The organism is Streptomyces sp. NPDC030165, from assembly GCF_055573595.1.
Genome location: NZ_JBVIBD010000001.1, coordinates 390,369 through 407,271, shown reverse-complemented (window position 1 = coordinate 407,271; position 16,903 = coordinate 390,369). Strand labels below are relative to the sequence as shown.

Annotated in this window: 16 protein-coding genes; 13 read left to right on the top strand and 3 right to left on the bottom strand. The window is 71.9% G+C overall.

The genetic code is table 11. The features are described 5' to 3' along the window. Positions 1-51 precede the first annotated feature (51 nt). The 4 genes from argH (at position 52) to ACZ4Z1_RS01840 (ending at position 6,170) form a co-directional block, all read left to right on the top strand. Entirely contained in the window at positions 52-1,479 is a 1,428-nt protein-coding gene (gene argH, locus ACZ4Z1_RS01855) for an argininosuccinate lyase (protein WP_468484598.1), read from the top strand. Positions 1,480-1,791: 312 nt separating this feature from the next. Continuing rightward, positions 1,792-2,343, top strand: coding sequence for a TetR/AcrR family transcriptional regulator (locus ACZ4Z1_RS01850; RefSeq protein WP_468484597.1), 552 nt, complete (start codon positions 1,792-1,794; stop codon positions 2,341-2,343). Beyond that, the gene (locus ACZ4Z1_RS01845) at positions 2,340-3,938 is read left to right on the top strand and encodes an MFS transporter (protein WP_468484596.1); all 1,599 of its coding nucleotides are present in this window, start codon (positions 2,340-2,342) and stop codon (positions 3,936-3,938) included. The genes ACZ4Z1_RS01850 and ACZ4Z1_RS01845 overlap by 4 nt, the downstream gene beginning before the upstream one ends. 300 nt (positions 3,939-4,238) lie before the next feature. Continuing rightward, a complete protein-coding gene (locus ACZ4Z1_RS01840) occupies positions 4,239-6,170 on the top strand; it encodes a bifunctional metallophosphatase/5'-nucleotidase (RefSeq protein WP_468484852.1) in 1,932 nt (643 codons plus the stop codon). Positions 6,171-6,260: 90 nt separating this feature from the next. On the opposite strand, the gene ACZ4Z1_RS01835 is transcribed toward ACZ4Z1_RS01840, so the two are convergent. Continuing rightward, positions 6,261-6,929, bottom strand: coding sequence for a lysophospholipid acyltransferase family protein (locus tag ACZ4Z1_RS01835; protein WP_468484595.1), 669 nt, complete (start codon positions 6,927-6,929; stop codon positions 6,261-6,263). Between the two features lie 252 nt (positions 6,930-7,181). On the opposite strand from ACZ4Z1_RS01835, the gene ACZ4Z1_RS01830 reads away from it, so the two are divergent. From ACZ4Z1_RS01830 to ACZ4Z1_RS01820, 3 genes are all read left to right on the top strand, one after another. After that, positions 7,182-8,330 carry a glycerophosphodiester phosphodiesterase gene (locus ACZ4Z1_RS01830; protein ID WP_468484594.1) on the top strand — a complete coding sequence of 383 codons (1,149 nt, stop codon included), beginning with the start codon at positions 7,182-7,184 and terminating at the stop codon, positions 8,328-8,330. A gap of 117 nt (positions 8,331-8,447) precedes the next feature. After that, entirely contained in the window at positions 8,448-9,095 is a 648-nt protein-coding gene (locus ACZ4Z1_RS01825; protein ID WP_468484593.1) for an RNA polymerase sigma factor, read from the top strand. Between the two features lie 16 nt (positions 9,096-9,111). Continuing rightward, a complete protein-coding gene (locus ACZ4Z1_RS01820) occupies positions 9,112-9,642 on the top strand; it encodes a GNAT family N-acetyltransferase (RefSeq protein ID WP_468484592.1) in 531 nt (176 codons plus the stop codon). 40 nt (positions 9,643-9,682) lie between these two features. On the opposite strand, the gene ACZ4Z1_RS01815 is transcribed toward ACZ4Z1_RS01820, so the two are convergent. Continuing rightward, on the bottom strand, positions 9,683-10,135 hold the full coding sequence (locus tag ACZ4Z1_RS01815) for a hypothetical protein (protein WP_468484591.1): 453 nt from the start codon (positions 10,133-10,135) through the stop codon (positions 9,683-9,685). After that, positions 10,128-10,496, bottom strand: coding sequence for a hypothetical protein (locus ACZ4Z1_RS01810; protein WP_468484590.1), 369 nt, complete (start codon positions 10,494-10,496; stop codon positions 10,128-10,130). The genes ACZ4Z1_RS01815 and ACZ4Z1_RS01810 overlap by 8 nt, the downstream gene beginning before the upstream one ends. 232 nt (positions 10,497-10,728) lie before the next feature. On the opposite strand from ACZ4Z1_RS01810, the gene ACZ4Z1_RS01805 reads away from it, so the two are divergent. From ACZ4Z1_RS01805 to cbiE, 6 genes are all read left to right on the top strand, one after another. Then, positions 10,729-11,376 (top strand): HAD family hydrolase, encoded by a 648-nt coding sequence (locus ACZ4Z1_RS01805; RefSeq protein WP_468484589.1) that lies wholly within the window; start codon positions 10,729-10,731, stop codon positions 11,374-11,376. Between the two features lie 386 nt (positions 11,377-11,762). Then, complete coding sequence (locus ACZ4Z1_RS01800; protein WP_468484588.1) at positions 11,763-12,824, top strand: methionine ABC transporter ATP-binding protein; 1,062 nt, start codon at positions 11,763-11,765, stop codon at positions 12,822-12,824. After that, on the top strand, positions 12,821-13,597 hold the full coding sequence (locus ACZ4Z1_RS01795) for a methionine ABC transporter permease (protein WP_468484587.1): 777 nt from the start codon (positions 12,821-12,823) through the stop codon (positions 13,595-13,597). The genes ACZ4Z1_RS01800 and ACZ4Z1_RS01795 overlap by 4 nt, the downstream gene beginning before the upstream one ends. 108 nt (positions 13,598-13,705) lie before the next feature. Next, positions 13,706-14,566 (top strand): MetQ/NlpA family ABC transporter substrate-binding protein, encoded by an 861-nt coding sequence (locus ACZ4Z1_RS01790; RefSeq protein WP_468484586.1) that lies wholly within the window; start codon positions 13,706-13,708, stop codon positions 14,564-14,566. Positions 14,567-14,759: 193 nt separating this feature from the next. Beyond that, positions 14,760-15,395 carry a GNAT family N-acetyltransferase gene (locus tag ACZ4Z1_RS01785; protein ID WP_468484585.1) on the top strand — a complete coding sequence of 212 codons (636 nt, stop codon included), beginning with the start codon at positions 14,760-14,762 and terminating at the stop codon, positions 15,393-15,395. Positions 15,396-15,605: 210 nt separating this feature from the next. Further along, positions 15,606-16,820, top strand: coding sequence for a precorrin-6y C5,15-methyltransferase (decarboxylating) subunit CbiE (gene cbiE / locus ACZ4Z1_RS01780; protein WP_468484584.1), 1,215 nt, complete (start codon positions 15,606-15,608; stop codon positions 16,818-16,820). The last annotated feature ends 83 nt before the right edge of the window (positions 16,821-16,903 follow it).

The window sequence follows — 16,903 nt, the reverse complement described above, 5'->3', positions numbered from 1 at the left end:
CGTCCGGCCGCCGGGGACCGTACATCTCACCATCCACGAGGAGCTGAGCAAGTGAGCAGCAACAGCGGTGACGTCCGGCTCTGGGGCGGCCGGTTCGCCGACGGGCCCGCCGAGGCCCTGGCGAAGCTGTCCGCCTCCGTCCACTTCGACTGGCGGCTGGCGCCGTACGACATCGCGGGCTCCCGTGCCCACGCGCGCGTGCTGCACAAGGCGGGACTGCTCAGCGAGGACGAGCTCGCGCGGATGCTGGGGGGACTCGACCAGCTGGAGGCCGATGTCGCCGACGGCGGTTTCGTCGGCACCATCGCCGACGAGGACGTGCACACCGCGCTGGAGCGGGGGCTGCTGGAGCGGCTCGGGCCCGACCTCGGCGGCAAGCTGCGGGCCGGGCGGTCCCGTAACGACCAGGTCGCCACGCTGTTCCGGATGTATCTGCGGGACCACGCCCGGATCATCGGTGGGCTGATCGCCGATCTTCAGGAGGCGCTGGTCGGTCTCGCGGAGGCCCATCCGGACGTGGCCATGCCGGGCCGTACGCATCTTCAGCACGCGCAGCCGGTGCTGTTCGCGCACCACGTTCTCGCGCACGTCCAGGCGCTGTCGCGGAACGCGGAGCGGCTGCGGCAGTGGGACGAACGGACGGCCGTGTCCCCGTACGGATCGGGGGCGCTGGCCGGATCCTCGCTGGGCCTGGACCCGGAGGCGGTCGCCGCCGATCTCGGGTTCGAGCACGGCAGCTCGGCCAACTCCATCGACGGCACCGCCTCGCGGGACTTCGTCGCCGAGTTCGCGTTCATCACCGCGATGATCGGTGTGGACCTGTCCCGGATCGCCGAGGAGATCATCATCTGGAACACGAAGGAGTTCTCCTTCGTGACCCTGCACGACGCCTTCTCCACCGGCTCCTCGATCATGCCGCAGAAGAAGAACCCGGACATCGCCGAGCTGGCGCGCGGCAAGTCCGGCCGGCTGGTCGGCAACCTGACGGGCCTGATGACCACGCTCAAGGCGCTGCCGCTGGCCTACAACCGCGACCTCCAGGAGGACAAGGAGCCGGTCTTCGACTCCTGCGACCAGCTGGAGGTCCTGCTGCCGGCGTTCACCGGGATGATGGCCACGCTGACCGTCAACCGGGAGCGGATGGCGGAGCTGGCCCCGGCCGGGTTCTCGCTGGCCACGGACATCGCCGAGTGGCTCGTACGGCAGGGCGTGCCGTTCCGGGTGGCGCACGAGGTCGCCGGGGAGTGCGTCAAGGAGTGCGAGCGGCGCGGCATCGAACTGGACGAGCTGACCGACGAGCAGTTCGCCGCGATCTCGCCGCACCTGACCCCTGAGGTCCGTACGGTCCTGAACGTGCCCGGCGCGCTGGCTTCGCGCAGCGGACGGGGCGGCACGGCCCCGTCCGCCGTCGCCGTCCAGCTGGCGGAGGTCAAGGCGGACCTGGCCACGCAGCGGGCGTGGGCGGACGCCAAGCGCTGAGCCGGCGGATACCTGCTGGGAGACGGTGGGTGGCGAGCGCCGGACGGCGGTGCTCGGCCCCTGGGTCGGGGGGGGGGGGGGGGGGGGGGGGGGGGGGGGGGGGGGGGGGGGGGGAGGGGGGAGAGGGGGGGGGGGGGGGGGGTGGGGGGGTGCGGGGGGGGAGAGGTGGGTGGGCGGTGAGTGGGGGGGGGGGGTAGTCCGGGGGCTCGGCACCCCTCTGGCTTGGCGGGGGGGCCCCGCGGCCGTTCCAGACGAAGAGACGTGGACGCTTCTCGTGAGACGTTCGCGTCTCATCCGGGTACTATCCGTCTCATGGCCGTTGACCGTGAACACGTACTGAAAGAAGCTGCCGGCCTGCTCACCCGCAGGGCGACCGCCGGCATGGACGAGATCGCCAAGGCTGCCGGCATCAGCCGCGCCACCCTCCACCGCCACTTCGCGGGCCGCGACGCCCTGATCAAGGCGCTGGAGGAGCTGGGCATCGAACAGTTCGGCAGAGCGCTGGACGCGGCCCGCCTCGACGAGGACGACGCCGTCACGGCCTTGCGCCGGCTGATCGCCGAGACCGAACCGGTCGCCGGGTTCCTCGCCTTCCTCTACACCGAGAACCAGCTCTTCGAGGGCGAGGAGGTCAACACGGGCTGGGAGCGGCTGGACGCCCGGATCCACGCGCTGTTCCGGCGCGGCCAGGAGGAGGGCGACTTCCGTATCGACCTGACCCCCGTCTGGCTCACCGAAGCGCTGTACGGACTGATCGGCGCCGGCGCGTGGGCCGTGCACGAAGGGCGCGTCGCCCGCAGGGACCTCGACCACTCGATCGCCGAGCTGCTGCTCGGCGGCATCCGACGGAGCATGGAGAAATGAGCAAGCCCGCCAAGGAGACCGCGGACCGCACCGGCTGCACCGCGGAGGACCAGCCCCGCCCCGGACGCTGGCTCGCGCTCGCCGTCCTCGTCCTCGCCGTCCTGCTGGTCGGCGTGGACGCCACCGTCCTGGGCCTGGCCACCCCGTTCCTCAGCGAGGACCTGCGCCCGTCCGGCACGCAGCTGCTGTGGATCGGCGACGTCTACTCGTTCGTCATCGCCGGTCTGCTGGTCTCCATGGGCAGCCTCGGCGACCGCATCGGACGCAAGAAGCTGCTGCTGACCGGATCGGTCGTGTTCGGCGCCATGTCGGTGCTCGCCGCGTACGCGGGCTCACCGGCCATGATGATCGCGGCGCGGGCGCTGCTGGGTGTGGCGGGCGCCACGCTGATGCCGTCCACCCTCGCCCTGATCCGCAACCTCTTCCACGACCCCAAGGAACGCAGCCTGGCCATCGGCATCTGGGGCGCCATGGCCTCGGCGGGCGCCGCCGTCGGCCCGGTGCTCGGCGGCTTCCTGCTCGGCCACTTCTGGTGGGGCTCGGTCTTCCTGATCAACCTGCCCGTGATGGCCCTGCTGGTGATCATCGGTGCCAAGGTGCTGCCGGAGTCCCGCAACCCGGACCCGGGTCCGTGGGACCTGCCCAGCGTCGGCCTGTCCCTCGTGGGCATGGTCGGCATCGTCTACGCGGTCAAGGAGGCGTCGGCGCACGGCCTCCGCTGGGACATCGCGGCGGCCGCCGTCCTCGGGGCGCTCGCGCTGGTCACCTTCGTCCGGCGGCAGCAGACCCTGGCCTCACCGCTGCTGGACATGAAGCTCTTCCGGCACCGCGGTTTCTCCGGCGCCGTACTGGCCGACCTGCTGACCATCCTGGGCCTGTCCGGGCTGGTCTTCTTCCTCTCGCAGTTCCTCCAGATGGTGCAGATGCGCTCGCCGCTCAACGCGGGCCTGGTCGAACTGCCCGCCGCGATCGGCGCGGTGGGCGCGGGCCTGGCCGCCGGATACGTCGCCCGGCGGCTGTCCGTACGGCTCGTCGTGGCCGGCGGACTGGGCGTCGTCGGCCTGGCCCTGGCCGGCTGCATCGGCCTGGACCAGGACACCAGCACCCTGACCCTCGGCACGATCCTGTTCGTCGTCGGCGTCGGCGCGGGCTTCGCCTTCACCGTCACCGCGGACGTGATCCTCTCCAGCGTGCCCAAGGAGCAGGCGGGCGCCGCGTCCGCGGTCTCGGAGACGGCGTACGAACTGGGCGCAGCGCTCGGCATCGCGCTGCTCGGCTCCATCGTCACCGGCATCTACCGGGACTTCGCCACCCCGCACGGCGTGCCCGAGACGGCCGCGAACGCCGCCAGGGAGTCGCTCGGCGGCGCCGTCGAGGCGTCCGGCGCCCTCCCGGCCGACGCCGGGGCCGGCCTGCTGAAGACGGCCCAGCACGCCTTCGTCGACGGCCTGGACACCGCGGCCGGGGTCGGCGCGGCCGTCCTGATCGCCGCCGCCTGCGCCGCGTGGTTCCTGCTGCGCGGCCAGCGGCTGGAGGACGGCTCGGCCGCGGCGGGGACCGAGCCGGAGACCGCACCGGAGAGCGCGCAGCAGTGAATCCGGGGCCGTGCGGCACCGCGCCCGTGGCAGTGCAGCGTCCGCGGTTGGACGCCACTGAGCCGCCGGGCGTACGTCGCTGGGCCCGCGGCCGTACGCCCACTGAACCGGAATCCGTGCGTCACCGGCCAGGGTGATCCGTCATACCGGGCGGGGGAGGGCAGTTGTCCCCCGCCCGTTCACATTCCGGCCGCCTCAAATGGGCCGGAAGGCTCCCATGGCTCGTTTGACTCTCCAGTCGTTCCCCCGCACTCGGGCACTCTCAGGAGGGTGACGACCTTGGCAGAGCTCGGCAGACGCATGTTCTTCACCGCGGCGGGGGCCCTGGCCACCGCCACCGCGGTCGGCACCCACGCCTTCGCTTCCGGACACGCGCGCGACGCGCGGTCGGCTGACGAGTACGTGGACGTGCAACTGCTCAACATCACCGACCTCCACGGGTACCTCCAGGCTGCGCCGGGCAGCAGCGCGGTCATCACCGGCGCCGGTGGCAAGAAGTACACCGTGGGCGGCGTGGCCTACATGGCCGCGCACCTCGAACGGCTGCGGGCGGGCCGCGCCAACTCCCTCTTCTTCGCGCCCGGCGACCTCTTCTCCGGCTGGGAGTTCCCCGCCGAGTCGCTCGCCGACGAACCGACCATCGAAGCCCTGAACCGGATGGGCATGGACTTCGCCTCGGCCGGCAACCACGAGTTCGACAAGTCGCCCGCCTTCCTGTCCCAGCACATGGTGGACGGCATCTCCTATCCGACGGTCGACTGGGACAACTCCTTCGTCGACTCCTCCGGACAGCGCTTCCACGGCGCCGACTTCGCGTACTACGGCGCCAACACGGTGTGGGCCGCCACCGGGGAGCGGGTCCTGCCGCCGTACAACATCGAGTGGGTGGACGCCGGCAAGGGGCGGCGGCTGCCGATCGGCTTCATCCACCTGACCGCCATCGGCACCGAGACCATGCCCGCCTCCTACCAGCCGGGGCTGCGCACCCTCGACCAGCTGACCACCGCCAACCGCTGCGCGGCCGAACTCAAGTCACGGGGCGTCAACGCGATCGTGCTCAGCATGCACGACGGCGCGGTGGCCGGCGGCGACTTCAACAGCGGGACCAACCCCTCGGGGCCCGCCTACGAGCTGGCGCTGCGCTGCTCGCCGGACATCGACGCCATCGTCTGCGGCCACTGGCACACCGCCTTCACCATGATGGTGCCCGATCCCGACGGCGTACCCCGCCCGTTCGTCGAGGCCGGCTGCCACGGCCAGATCGTCAACGAGATCAGCCTCCGGCTGGACCCGGGCACCGGCAAGGTCGTCCGCGAGCTGACCACTTCCACCAACCACCCCAACACCCGCGACGTGGCGCCGCACCCGGAGCTGGCCGAGGTCGTCAAGTACTGGGCCGGGTACGGTGCCCGGCGCGCCGCCGTCCCGCTCGGCAAGCAGACCGCCTCCTTCACCCGGAGCCGCAACGCGGCGGGCGAGAGCACCATGGGCGATCTGGTGGCCGACTGGGCGCTGTGGGCCGGGCGGCAGCCGCAGGGCCCGATGAACGACGCCAACCTCGACCCTGCCGTCCCCGCCGACCTGGCCCTCATCGCCATCGCGCCGCGCATCGGGCAGGCCATCATCGCCGGGGACCTCACGTACGACTCCGCGACGGGCGGCACGGTCGCCTTCGGCAAGGCGTGGAACGCGGTCGGCTTCGGCGACCCGATCGTCACCGCAACGGTCACCGGTCAGCAGCTCCACGACGTGCTGGAGCAGCAGTGGACCGTGCCCGCCGGCGGCGGTCTGAAGTACGCGCCGCTGGCCGTCTCCGCCAACGTCCGCTACAGCTTCGACGCGACGGGCCCGGCGGGCGACCGGGTCGACCCCGCCGATGTGTTCATCGACGGCACCGCGCTGGACGTGGCCCGCTCGTACCGGGTCGCGGCGCCCTCGTACACGCTGCTCAATCAGGACGGATATCCGGCGTTCACCGGTTTCACCCGGCCCTTCCGGCACAACCGCGACTTCGAGAGCTTCGTCGCGTACATCAAGGAGCGGCAGCAGATCGCGCCCGCGCCGCTGAACCGGGTGACGGTGAAGAACGGCAGTGCCCCGCAGGCGCGGATCGGCGAGACCACGGTCCCGCCGCGCCTGCGCAGTGCGGACGGCAAGGTGCTGCCCCGGGCGGAGGCCGCGGCGCTCGCCGCCGGGCGGCCGACGGCGGAAGGTTTCCGCGTGCCCTGTTGAGGGGGTACGGAGCCGTAGCCGTGGCACGGCGACGCGCAGGGCCCCGCCCGGAGTCGGACGGGGCCCTGCGCGTGGCGGGTGCGGCGGCGGTCAGGCCGCGCGTGCCTTGGTGGCGTACATGTCCACGTACTCCTGGCCGGACAGCTCCATGACGTCGCTCATCACCTCGTCGGTGACGGCGCGCAGCACGTAGCGGTCCCGGTCCATGCCCTCGTAGCGGGAGAAGTCCAGCGGTTCACCGAAGCGGCAGGTCACCGGCGCCAGATGCGGGCGGCCCTTGCCGCCGGGCTGCACCTTGTCGGTGCCGATCATCGCGAACGGCACGACGGGCGCGCCGGTCATCAGGGCGAGGCGGGCGATGCCGGTACGGCCGCGGTACAGGCGGCCGTCGGGGGAGCGGGTGCCCTCGGGGTAGATGCCGAACGCGTGGCCCTCGTCCAGTACCCGGCGGCCGGTCATCAGCGCGGCGACGCCGCCGTGCCCGCCGTCCCGGTCCACCGGGATCATGCCGGCGGTGGTGAAGAACCAGGCCATCAGGCGGCCCTTGAGACCCTTGCCGGTGACGTACTCGTCCTTGCCGATGAAGAACACCGGCCGCTTGACGATGAGGGTCAGGAACAGCGAGTCGATGAACGTGACGTGGTTGCCGGCCAGGATCACCGGTCCGCTGCCGGGAATGCGCTCCGCGCCCTCGACCTTCGGGCGGAACAGGACACGCATGACGAATCCGAGAAACGCCTTCAGCAGAATGCGGGACAACGGGCCCTCCGGTCGTGGGTGGTCTGCGGCGGCCGCCGCGAGCGTGCAAGAGTATGCAGCCCAGGACGATACTCGTCGGCCGGCCTCGATCGCACATCGGGTTCACGGGAGCGATACGCAGAGTTGACGTGGGTTTCCCGCGCGTTGGGGGCCAGGTCTCCCGTTCGAAAGCTGTACGCGCCTAGGATCGCCCCGACCCCATTGTCAGGTGCCGGACACCCTCACCGGCGCCGTGGAGCGAGGAGCGCGATCATGCAGGAACGGCAGCAGCCGGGACGCCGGACGGTACTGGGCGCGGCGGCCCTCGGCGCGGGTGCGGCGGTCTGGGGCGGCACCGGCACGGCGAGCGCCGCGAGTTCCCGCGGGCGCGGCCACGGCGCGCACGACAAGCTGCCCGTACCGCTGATCGTGGGCCACCGCGGCGCCAGCGGCTACCGCCCCGAGCACACCTTCGGCTCGTACCAGCTCGCGCTGGACATGGGCGCCGACATCATCGAGCAGGACGTCGTACCCACCAAGGACGGCCACCTCGTCTGCCGGCACGAAAACGACATCACGGCCACCACCGACGTCTCGGCGCACCCGGAGTTCGCGGCCCGCAGGACGACGAAGACGGTCGACGGGGTCAAGCTCACCGGCTGGTTCACCGAGGACTTCACGCTCGCCGAGCTGAAGACGCTCCGGGCGAAGGAGCGCATTCCGGGCACCCGGCAGCACAACACCCTTTATGACGGCGTGTGGGACGTACCCACCTTCGAAGAGGTGCTGAAGTGGGCCGACCGCGAAGGCCGCAAGCGTGGCCGCCGCATCTGGCTGCACATCGAGACCAAGCACCCCACCTACTTCCGCAAGCTCGGCCTGGGCCTGGAGGAACGTCTCGCCCGGCTGCTGCGCAAGTACGGCCGCCACAAGAAGCACGCGCCCAACTTCCTGCAGTCCTTCGAACCCAGCAGCCTCCAGCGGCTCGACAAGCTCGTCGACTGCCCCAAGGTCCTCCTGCTGGGCACCCTCAAGGACCGCCCCTGGGACTTCGAGGTGGCGGGTGACCCGCGTACCACCGCCGACCTGGTCAAGCCGGCCGGCCTGAAGTGGATCTCCGGTTTCGCGCAGGGCATCGGCCCGGACCTGACCGTCATCCTCCCGCGCACCAAGGACGACAAGCTGGGCGAGCCCAGCTCCGTCGTCAAGGACGCGCACGCCGCCGGGCTGGTCCTGCACCCGTACACCGGGCGCAACGAGAACACCTTCCTGCCCGCCGACTTCCGCCGCGGCACCGACCCGGCGGCGTACGGCGACGCACTGGGCTACTTCAAGAAGTGCCTGGCCACCGGCATCGACGGCCTCTTCTCCGACAACTGCGACACCGCGCTGCTGGCCGCGGCGGAGTTCCGCGAGCGCTGATCCGCTGGTACACCGGACGGCGCCGAAGGGCGTCAACCCGGCACCGCCGGTGCCACGGACGAATGAGGTCCGGGCACCGGCGAAACCACCCGGCCGCGCCGCCACGTCTCGCAGGCCATGCGGCACGCCACCACGGACAACGACCTCATTCGTACGCTGCGCCCCCTGCTGACCGCCGAAGTCGCGGCCGAGGCGGCCGCCGCGGGAGCCGACGCCGAGGACCTCGAACAGGGCGTGTGGACCCGGCTGCTGGAGCACACCCGCGCGGCCGGGCCGCCCGCCGAACCCGCCCGCTGGCTGCGCCGCGCGGTCCGCGCCGAAGCCCGCGGCGCTCGGCGGCTGGCACTGCGGGAGGTCCCGTACGACCCCACCGGACCGCAGCCGCTGATCGCGGCCGTCGCCGAACGCGCGGCGCTGGAAAGAGAAGAGCGGCACAGGCTGCTCGCCGCCGTCGAACGGCTCCCCGGACGCTGCCCCGCCCTGGTGCGCGCCCTGCTGTCGCGCTCCGATTTCACCTACCGCGAGCTCTCATCTGAGTTGGGAATGTCACAGGGGAGCTTGGGGCCGGTCCGTTCCCGTTGCCTGGGATGCCTGCGCAGAATGCTCACGGCGGAGGTTGCCGCTGCGCAAAACCGGGGAGCCCGGAAGCAGCAGCGTCAGCCGCGCCACGACGGCGGCGTGCACCACACGGCTCCGTCAGTCAGGGCAACCGGTCCGGGCGTACCCTCTCACCCTCTGCACGCCCGGGCGCACCGAACCGAATAAGGGGAGGCATACGCGCATGGGCATGAGCGTGACCATCTCGGAGGCGACCGACCAGGACGCCGAGCAGATCCTCAAACTCCAGTACCTCTGCTACCAGCCGGAGGCCGCGCTGTACGACGACTACGCGATCCAGCCGCTCACCCAGACCCTGGATGACCTGCGCGCCGAACTGAGCGACGCCTGCGTGGTGGTGGCCCGGCTCGGCACGGAGGTCGTCGGGGCGGTGCGCGGCACGGTCGACGCGGACGGCACCGCCGCCATCGGCAAGCTCGTCGTGCACCCGCGGATGCAGCGCCACGGCCTCGGCGGGCGGCTGCTCACCGCCGTCGAGGAGCGGCTGACCGCCGAACGCTCGGCCAAGCGCTACCGCCTGTCCACCGGCCACCGCAGCGAGGGCAACCTGCGCCTGTACCGCAGCCACGGCTACGCGTCCGTCGGCACCGAGCAGCTGAGCACCCGGCTCAGCCTGGTCACCCTGGAGAAGGAAGCGGCCGCCGCCAAGACCCCCGCGGACGGCACGCCGCAGGCCTACGTGGCGAGCGCCTGACCGGCCGGATCCGCACAGTGGGGGCCCGCCGGGGAACGCGTCACGCCCGGCGGGCCCGCCGCAGCCACAGCAGGCCGGTCACCGGCAGGAAGACCGGGATGAAGAGGTATCCCATCCCGAAGTCCGACCAGACGGTCGCGTCCGGGAAGGCGGAGCGGTCCACCAGCGTCCACGTCCCGACGCCGAGCACGCCGATCAGCTCCAGCGCGCAGCACACGACCGCGGCCCTGCGGGCCCCCTCGCCGCCGCGCACCAGCGAGAACAGGATGAAGGCGTAGACCACCGCGGACACCGCGGACAGGATGTACGCCAGCGGCGCCCGGTCGAACTGCGCGATCAGCTGGTAGGCCGCGCGCGACGCGGCGGCGACGGTGAAGACGCCGTACAGGGCGACCAGCAGCCGCCCGGGTCCGGTGCCCAGGGAGCGCCGCTTCCCGGCAGCGCCCTCCGGTACGGCCTCGGTGGACCGGGCTCCCGCGGATGTCTCAGCCATGGCCGCCTCCCCAGATGTCGAACAGCCGCACTTCCAGTACGGCGAGGACCACCGCGCCCGCGGCGACGGTCGCCGAGCCCCAGCGCGTCCGCTCCGAGAGCGACATGAAGCCGGTGGCCGGTACGCAGGCCGCCGCCCCGATCAGATAGGCGACGAAGATCGCCGTACCGTCCCGCGGTGTCTGGCCGCCCCCCAACTGCACCAGCCCGACGACGAGTTGGACCACACCGAGCAGCGAGACCACGGCCATGCCGATGAAGTGCCAGTCCTTCGTCGGCTCGTCGCGGTACGCGGCGAAGCCGCACCAGGCGGCCAGGGCGAGCGCGGTCACGCCGATGGCGACCGTCAGCGCGTCGATCACCGGGACCTCCGCGCGGCGCGGCTGCGCGCAGTGGAGAAAAGGGGCATGAGGTGACTCTAATCGGCGGCCGGGGCGCGGGTGCGCGCGGGCCCGCCGGTGGTGCGCGGCCGCTCGCCGCGGTCGCCCTCCCGGGCCGGCGGCGCCGCTCCGTACGGTCACCGGCCGTCGCTCCAGGCGGTCACGCCCGGGGCTGCTCCTGGCGGTCACCCGCTGTCACGTACGCTGGCCCAGCATGAAGATCTCCGCAGCCGCGCTGCTTTTCGACAACGACGGCACCCTCGTCTCCTCCCTGGAATCGGTGTACCGCTGCTGGACCCGGTGGGCCGAGGAGTACGGGATCGCGCCCGAGGACTTCGCCCGCGTCGAGCTGCACGGACGCCCGGCCGCCGAGATCATCGCCGATCTGCTGCCCGCCGCCCGGACACCCGAGGCACTGGCCCGCATCGAGCAGCTGGAGGTCGAGGACGTCCCGGGCGGCGTGGTGGCGCTGCCCGGCACCCTGGAGCTGCTGTCCCAGCTGCCGCCGGAGCGCTGGGCGGTGGTCACCTCCGCCACGGCCCGCCTGGCGGAGGCCCGGCTCGCCGAGGTCGGCATCCGCCCGAAGACCCTGATAGCCGCCGACGACATCACCCGCGGCAAGCCGGACCCCGAGCCGTTCCTGCTGGCCGCCCGTCGGCTGGGTGTGGACCCGGCCCGCTGCGTGGTCTTCGAGGACGCACCGGCCGGGCTGGAATCCGGCCGTGCGGCCGGCATGACGACCGTGGCGTTGACCACAACGCACCGGGCCGACGAGCTGTCCGCCGACGTGCTCGTACCGGACCTGTCGGCGGTGTCCGTGCAGGCCACGGCCGACGGCCTGGAAATCGGCACGGCGGACTGACCGCCGTCCACCCCTCGGTCGGGCCTGTCCGCCATACGGACAGGCTTGATCGGTCCGCACGCCTGTCTGGTTTACTGGCGAACATGACCACGACGAGCAACCGCACCCCTGCGACCGAGGCGACCATGACGCCCGGTGCTCGTTGCATGTGTCGAATGTGTGACCGCTGAGGGCCCCCGCCGAGCCTCGCGCCCCGAAGCGAGACCCGCCGCCTTGCGCCGCGCGAGCCGTACGCCCGTCCGTACGCCACGGCCCTGGCCGCCCCGCGTCACCGGAACCCGAAGCCGGGCCACCGCGCCCTCCGGGTCCCCCATGCCGCACTCCGCAATGAATGCCCCGTGCCCGGCGGGCGAGCCGCCCGGCACACGACAGTGACGGAATTCCCTGTGATCACCACAACGGGCCTGACCAAGGTCTACCGCTCAGGAGACCGCGAAGTCACCGCCCTGGACGGCGTCGATCTGCACGTCCGCGAGGGCGAGGTGTACGGCGTCATCGGCCAGAGCGGCGCCGGCAAGTCCACCCTCATCCGCTGCGTCAACCTCCTGGAGCGCCCCACCTCCGGCACGGTCACCGTCGCCGGGCAGGAGCTGACCTCGCTGGCCGGCAAGGGACAGCGCGCCAACGCCGCGCTGCGTGCCGCCCGCAGCCACATCGGCATGGTCTTCCAGCACTTCAACCTGCTGTCCTCGCGCACCGTCCAGGACAACATCGAGCTGCCGCTCGAGATCCTCAAGGTCGACCGCCGCGAACGCTCCCGCAAGGCGCTGGAACTGCTCGACCTGGTCGGCCTCGCCGACAAGGCCAAGGCGTACCCCGCCCAGCTCTCCGGCGGCCAGAAGCAGCGCGTCGGCATCGCCCGCGCCCTGGCCGGCGACCCCAAGGTGCTGCTCTCCGACGAGGCCACCAGCGCCCTTGACCCGGAGACCACCCGCTCCATCCTGACGCTGCTGCGCGACCTCAACCGCCAGCTCGGCCTGACCGTGCTGCTCATCACGCACGAGATGGACGTCGTCAAGACGATCTGCGACTCGGCCGCGCTGATGAAGAACGGCCGCGTCGTCGAGCAGGGCACCGTCTCGGAACTGCTCGCCACCCCCGGCTCCGAGCTGGCCCGCGAGCTGTTCCCGGTCGGCGGCGAGCCCTCAGGCCCGGACCGCACGGTCGTGGACGTCACCTTCCACGGTGAGGCCGCCACCCGCCCGGTGATCTCCGAGCTGTCCCGTACGTACAACGTGGACATCTCCATCCTCGGCGCCGCCATGGACACCGTCGGCGGCAAGCAGATCGGCCGGATGCGCATCGAGCTGCCCGGCCGCTTCGAGGAGAACGTCGTGCCCATCGGCTTCCTGCGCGAGCAGGGCCTCCAGGTCGACGTCGCCGGCGAGCCGGCCGAGACCGCGACGACGGCGCCCGCCGGCGCGCTGGTGAAGGAAGGTGCCAAGTGACCTGGTCACAGATGCAGCCACTGCTGTACAACAACACGCTCGACACGCTCTTCATGGTGTGGTGGTCGACGTTCTACGCCGTCCTGTTCGGCATCCCGCTCGGTGTCCTGCTGATCCTGACCGACCGCGGCGGCGTCCTGCAGAACGTCGTGGTCAACAAGATCATCGGCGCGGTGGTGAACATCGGCCGGTCCTTCCCCTTCCTGATCCTGATGGTCGCGCTGATCCCCTTCACGCGCCTGGTCGTCGGCGTCTCCATCGGCCCCACCGGCGCGGTCGTCCCCCTGGTCATCGCCGCCATCCCGTTCTTCGCCCGGCTCGTCGAGGCCGCACTGCGCGAGGTGGACCACGGCCTGGTCGAGGCCGTCCAGTCCATGGGCGGCGGCACCTGGACCATCGTCTTCAAGGTGCTGCTCCCGCAGGCCCTGCCCGCGCTGGTCGCGGCCGTCACCACCACCGTCATCACGCTGATCGGCTACTCCGCCATCGCCGGCGCGGTGGGCGGCGGCGGCCTGGGCAACCTGGCGTACACCTACGGGTACCTCCAGTACGAGACCAACTTGATGATCATCACGATCGTGCTGCTGATCGTCCTGGTCATCGCCGTCCAGCTGCTCGGCGATCTGATCGTGCGCCGGCTGGCCGGCCGTGGCAGCCGCGGCTCCTCCTCCGTACGGGCCGGACTGCGCAAGGCGCCCGCCCCCGCCGCTGCTGACGGGCAGCCCGTGGCGGCCGCCACCACCGACGCCCCCAAGGAGAGCGTCGGCGCCTGAGACCGGGTCCTTCGGCGGACCCTCTGGAGCCCGGACCCTTTGCCGGGCGCACCCGCCCGGGGACCGCCGGTCCCGGGCGTCCGAGAAACCGAGATAGGGGCACTCTTCGTGCGTACCACCCGCAACATCACCGTGGCCGCCGTGGCCGCGGCAGCCGTCGCCCTCGGCGCGAGCGCCTGCAGCGCGCCCTCCGACGTCTCCTCCTCCGGAGGCGGGAAGGAGGACAGCAGCGCGCCGCTGACCGTCGCCGCCAGCCCGACCCCGCACGGGGCGATCCTCAACTTCGTCCGCGACAAGCTCGCGGCGAAGGAAGGGCTCACGCTGGAGGTGAAGGAGTTCAACGACTACAACCTGCCGAACAAGGTCACCGAGGACGGCCAGGTCGACGCGAACTTCTTCCAGCACAAGCCGTTCCTGGACACGTACAACAAGAAGAACGGCACCCACATCGTGCCGGTCGTCAACGTCGCCATCGAGCCGCTCGGCGTCTACTCCAAGAAGGTCGGCAAGCTCTCCGAGCTGAAGCCCGGCAACACCGTGTCCGTGCCCAACGACCCGTCCAACGAGGGCCGCGCGCTCAAGCTGCTCGCCGACAGCGGCGTCATCACCCTCAAGAAGGGCGTCGGCTCCGACGCGAAGCTGACCGACGTCGAGGACGACAAGGGCATCAAGCTCACCGAGCTGGAGGCCGGCCAGATCGCGCCGCGCCTCGCCGACGTGGACGCCGCCGTGATCAACGGCAACTTCGCCATCGGCGCCCAGCTCAAACCTTCCACCGACGCGCTCGCCCTGGAGAAGGCGGCGGACAACCCGTACGCCAACTTCCTGGCCGTCAAGAAGGGCAACGAGGACGACCCCCGGGTCAAGAAGCTGGCGAAGTTGCTGAACTCGCCCGAGGTCAAGAAGTTCATCCAGGACAAGTACCAGGACGGCTCGGTCATCCCCGCCTTCGGCACCCCGCAGAGCTGATCCCCGTCACCGCAGGTCAGCACCGTACGCACGGCCCAGCCGGGCGGACGACGGGCCCCGGGAGCGCAGCGCGCGTCACCGGGGCCCGCGTGCGTGGCACATCCCCGGTCGGATGCTGCATCCTGGTGCACTCAAGACGGTCAACAGGGCCCGAACTTCGGAGCAGCACGGTCAACGGCGTTGGAGCAGCGGCATGACATCCACCTTTCCGGACATCTCCATCAGCACGGATCGGTTGGTGCTTCGCCCGTTCGAAGAGGCCGACGTGCCCGCGCTCACCGAGATGATGAACGACGAGCTGACCGCGTCCTGGACCGCGCTGCCGCAGCCGTACACCACCGACACCGCCCGCGAGTGGGCCACCCGCCGGGCCGGCGCGGTACGCACCGAAGGCCGCGGCATCGCCTTCGCCGTCACCGAGTTCCTCACCCAGCGCCTGGTCGGCACCATCACGCTCGACCACACCGACTGGCGGATTCTGAGCACCGAGGCCGCCTACGTCACCGCCCCCTGGGCCCGCGGCGAGGGCTACGCCAGCGAATCCGTCCTCGCCGTCGCGCAGTGGCTCTTCAGGGACCAGAAGTTCGAACGGGTCGAGCTGCGTACCGCCGCCGACAACACCGCCGCCCAGCAGGTGGCCCAGAAGGTCGGCTGCATCAGCGAGGGCGTGCTGCGCAACGCCTGGATAGCCCGCTCACGCACCGAGGACGGCGGCTGGACGGACATCCGTACGGACCTGATCGTCTGGAGCCTGCTGCCCGAGGACCTCGACGGCGTACCGGGACGGATGGCCGACGCCAACGGCTTCGCCTATCCCGAGTGGAACTGAGACCGCGCCGGACCTGGACGGTCCCGGCCGGAAGCACCGGCCCGCTTCGCTGTGGTCCGGACCTCTCGGGGTAGTCTCGGCCTGCCCGCGGCACTCCGCGACCGGCTGACCGCTGCCGCGTGAGCCGTCCGGCACGTGCCCGCGCGTTCCGGCTCTGTCCCGTACTGCCCAGCCCTGTTCCGTCCAGCGAAGCCCAGGAGACTGACGACGATGGCCGACCGGGTCACGGTGATCGGGTGGGACGGTTCGCCGTTGACCGCCGCCGCCCGCTCCGCCCTCGGCGCGGCGACACTCGTGGCCGGCGCCGCCCACCACCTCGCCCTCCCCGAAGTCCCCCCGCACGCCGAACACATCCGGCTGGGCAGCGTGGGCCTGGCCGCCCGCCGCATCGCCCAGCACCGTGGCACCGCCGTGGTGCTCGCCGACGGCGACCCCGGGTTCTTCGGCGTCGTACGGACCCTGCGGGCACCCGAGCACGGCCTGGAGGTCGAGGTGGTACCCGCCGTCTCGTCCGTCGCGGCCGCCTTCGCCCGCGCCGGGATGCCCTGGGACGACGCCCAGATCGTCGTCGCCCACAGCCGCGACCTGCGGCGGGCCGTCAACGTCTGCCGCGCGCACACCAAGGTCGCGGTGCTCACCGCACCCGGCGCCGGCCCCGCCGAACTCGCCCTCCTGCTGGACGGCGTCCACCGCACCTTCGTCATCTGCGAGGAACTGGGCACCGCCCGCGAGCAGGTGACGGTCCTCACCTCCGACAAGGCCGCCGACCACGTCTGGCGCGACCCCAACGTCGTCATCGTCGTCGGCGGGGCCAACGCCGCAACCCAGGGCAGCGGCTGGCTGGCCGGGCGCGACGTCGTCTACCCCGCGCCGCCGCGCGGCTGGGGGCTGCCCGCCCAGGCGTACGGCGGCGTTCTGGACGAAGGGGAGTCCGTCCAGCTGCGCAGCGCCCAGCTCGCCCGCCTCGGGCCCCGGCCCGGCGACCTCGTCTGGGACATCGGCGCAGGCAGCGGCGCCGCCTCAGTGGAGGCAGCACGCTTCGGGGCCGCCGTCATCGCCGTCGATGCCGACCCGGACGCCTGCGACCGCACCGCCGCGGTCGCCCGCCGGTACGGCGTCCAGCTCCAGGTCGTACAGGGCCGTGCGCCCCAGGTGCTGGAGGACCTGCCGGAACCGGACGTCGTCCGGGTCGGCGGCGGGGGAGCGGCCGTGGTCACCGCCTGCGCCGCCCGCCGGCCCGAGCGCATCGTCACGCACGCGTCGACCCGCGACGAGGCCGAGGCGATCGGCCGCGCGCTGGCCGACGGGGGCTACGAGACCGAGTGCGTGCTGCTCCAGTCCGTCGAACTGGACACCTCCGCCTGGGTGGAGCGGGAACGCGCCGTCGTCTTCCTGCTCAGCGGCTACCGGGTTGCTCACCCGTGACCGGGCCCGCAACCGGCGCGGGGTAGGCTGGCGGATCGTTGCGCCGCCGCCCCACGTTCGGTTTCGTACGCCAATATCCGGAA

Bases quoted from the DNA above. Each gene is read 5' to 3' on its own strand.
- ACZ4Z1_RS01850 (WP_468484597.1), top strand. From the start codon at position 1,792: ATGGCCGTTGACCGTGAACACGTACTGAAAGAAGCTGCCGGCCTGCTC.
- ACZ4Z1_RS01845 (WP_468484596.1), top strand. From the start codon at position 2,340: ATGAGCAAGCCCGCCAAGGAGACCGCGGACCGCACCGGCTGCACCGCG.
- ACZ4Z1_RS01840 (WP_468484852.1), top strand. From the start codon at position 4,239: ATGTTCTTCACCGCGGCGGGGGCCCTGGCCACCGCCACCGCGGTCGGC.
- ACZ4Z1_RS01830 (WP_468484594.1), top strand. From the start codon at position 7,182: ATGCAGGAACGGCAGCAGCCGGGACGCCGGACGGTACTGGGCGCGGCG.
- ACZ4Z1_RS01825 (WP_468484593.1), top strand. From the start codon at position 8,448: ATGCGGCACGCCACCACGGACAACGACCTCATTCGTACGCTGCGCCCC.
- ACZ4Z1_RS01820 (WP_468484592.1), top strand. From the start codon at position 9,112: ATGGGCATGAGCGTGACCATCTCGGAGGCGACCGACCAGGACGCCGAG.
- ACZ4Z1_RS01815 (WP_468484591.1), bottom strand. From the start codon at position 10,135: ATGGCTGAGACATCCGCGGGAGCCCGGTCCACCGAGGCCGTACCGGAG.
- ACZ4Z1_RS01805 (WP_468484589.1), top strand. From the start codon at position 10,729: ATGAAGATCTCCGCAGCCGCGCTGCTTTTCGACAACGACGGCACCCTC.
- ACZ4Z1_RS01785 (WP_468484585.1), top strand. From the start codon at position 14,760: ATGACATCCACCTTTCCGGACATCTCCATCAGCACGGATCGGTTGGTG.
- cbiE (WP_468484584.1), top strand. From the start codon at position 15,606: ATGGCCGACCGGGTCACGGTGATCGGGTGGGACGGTTCGCCGTTGACC.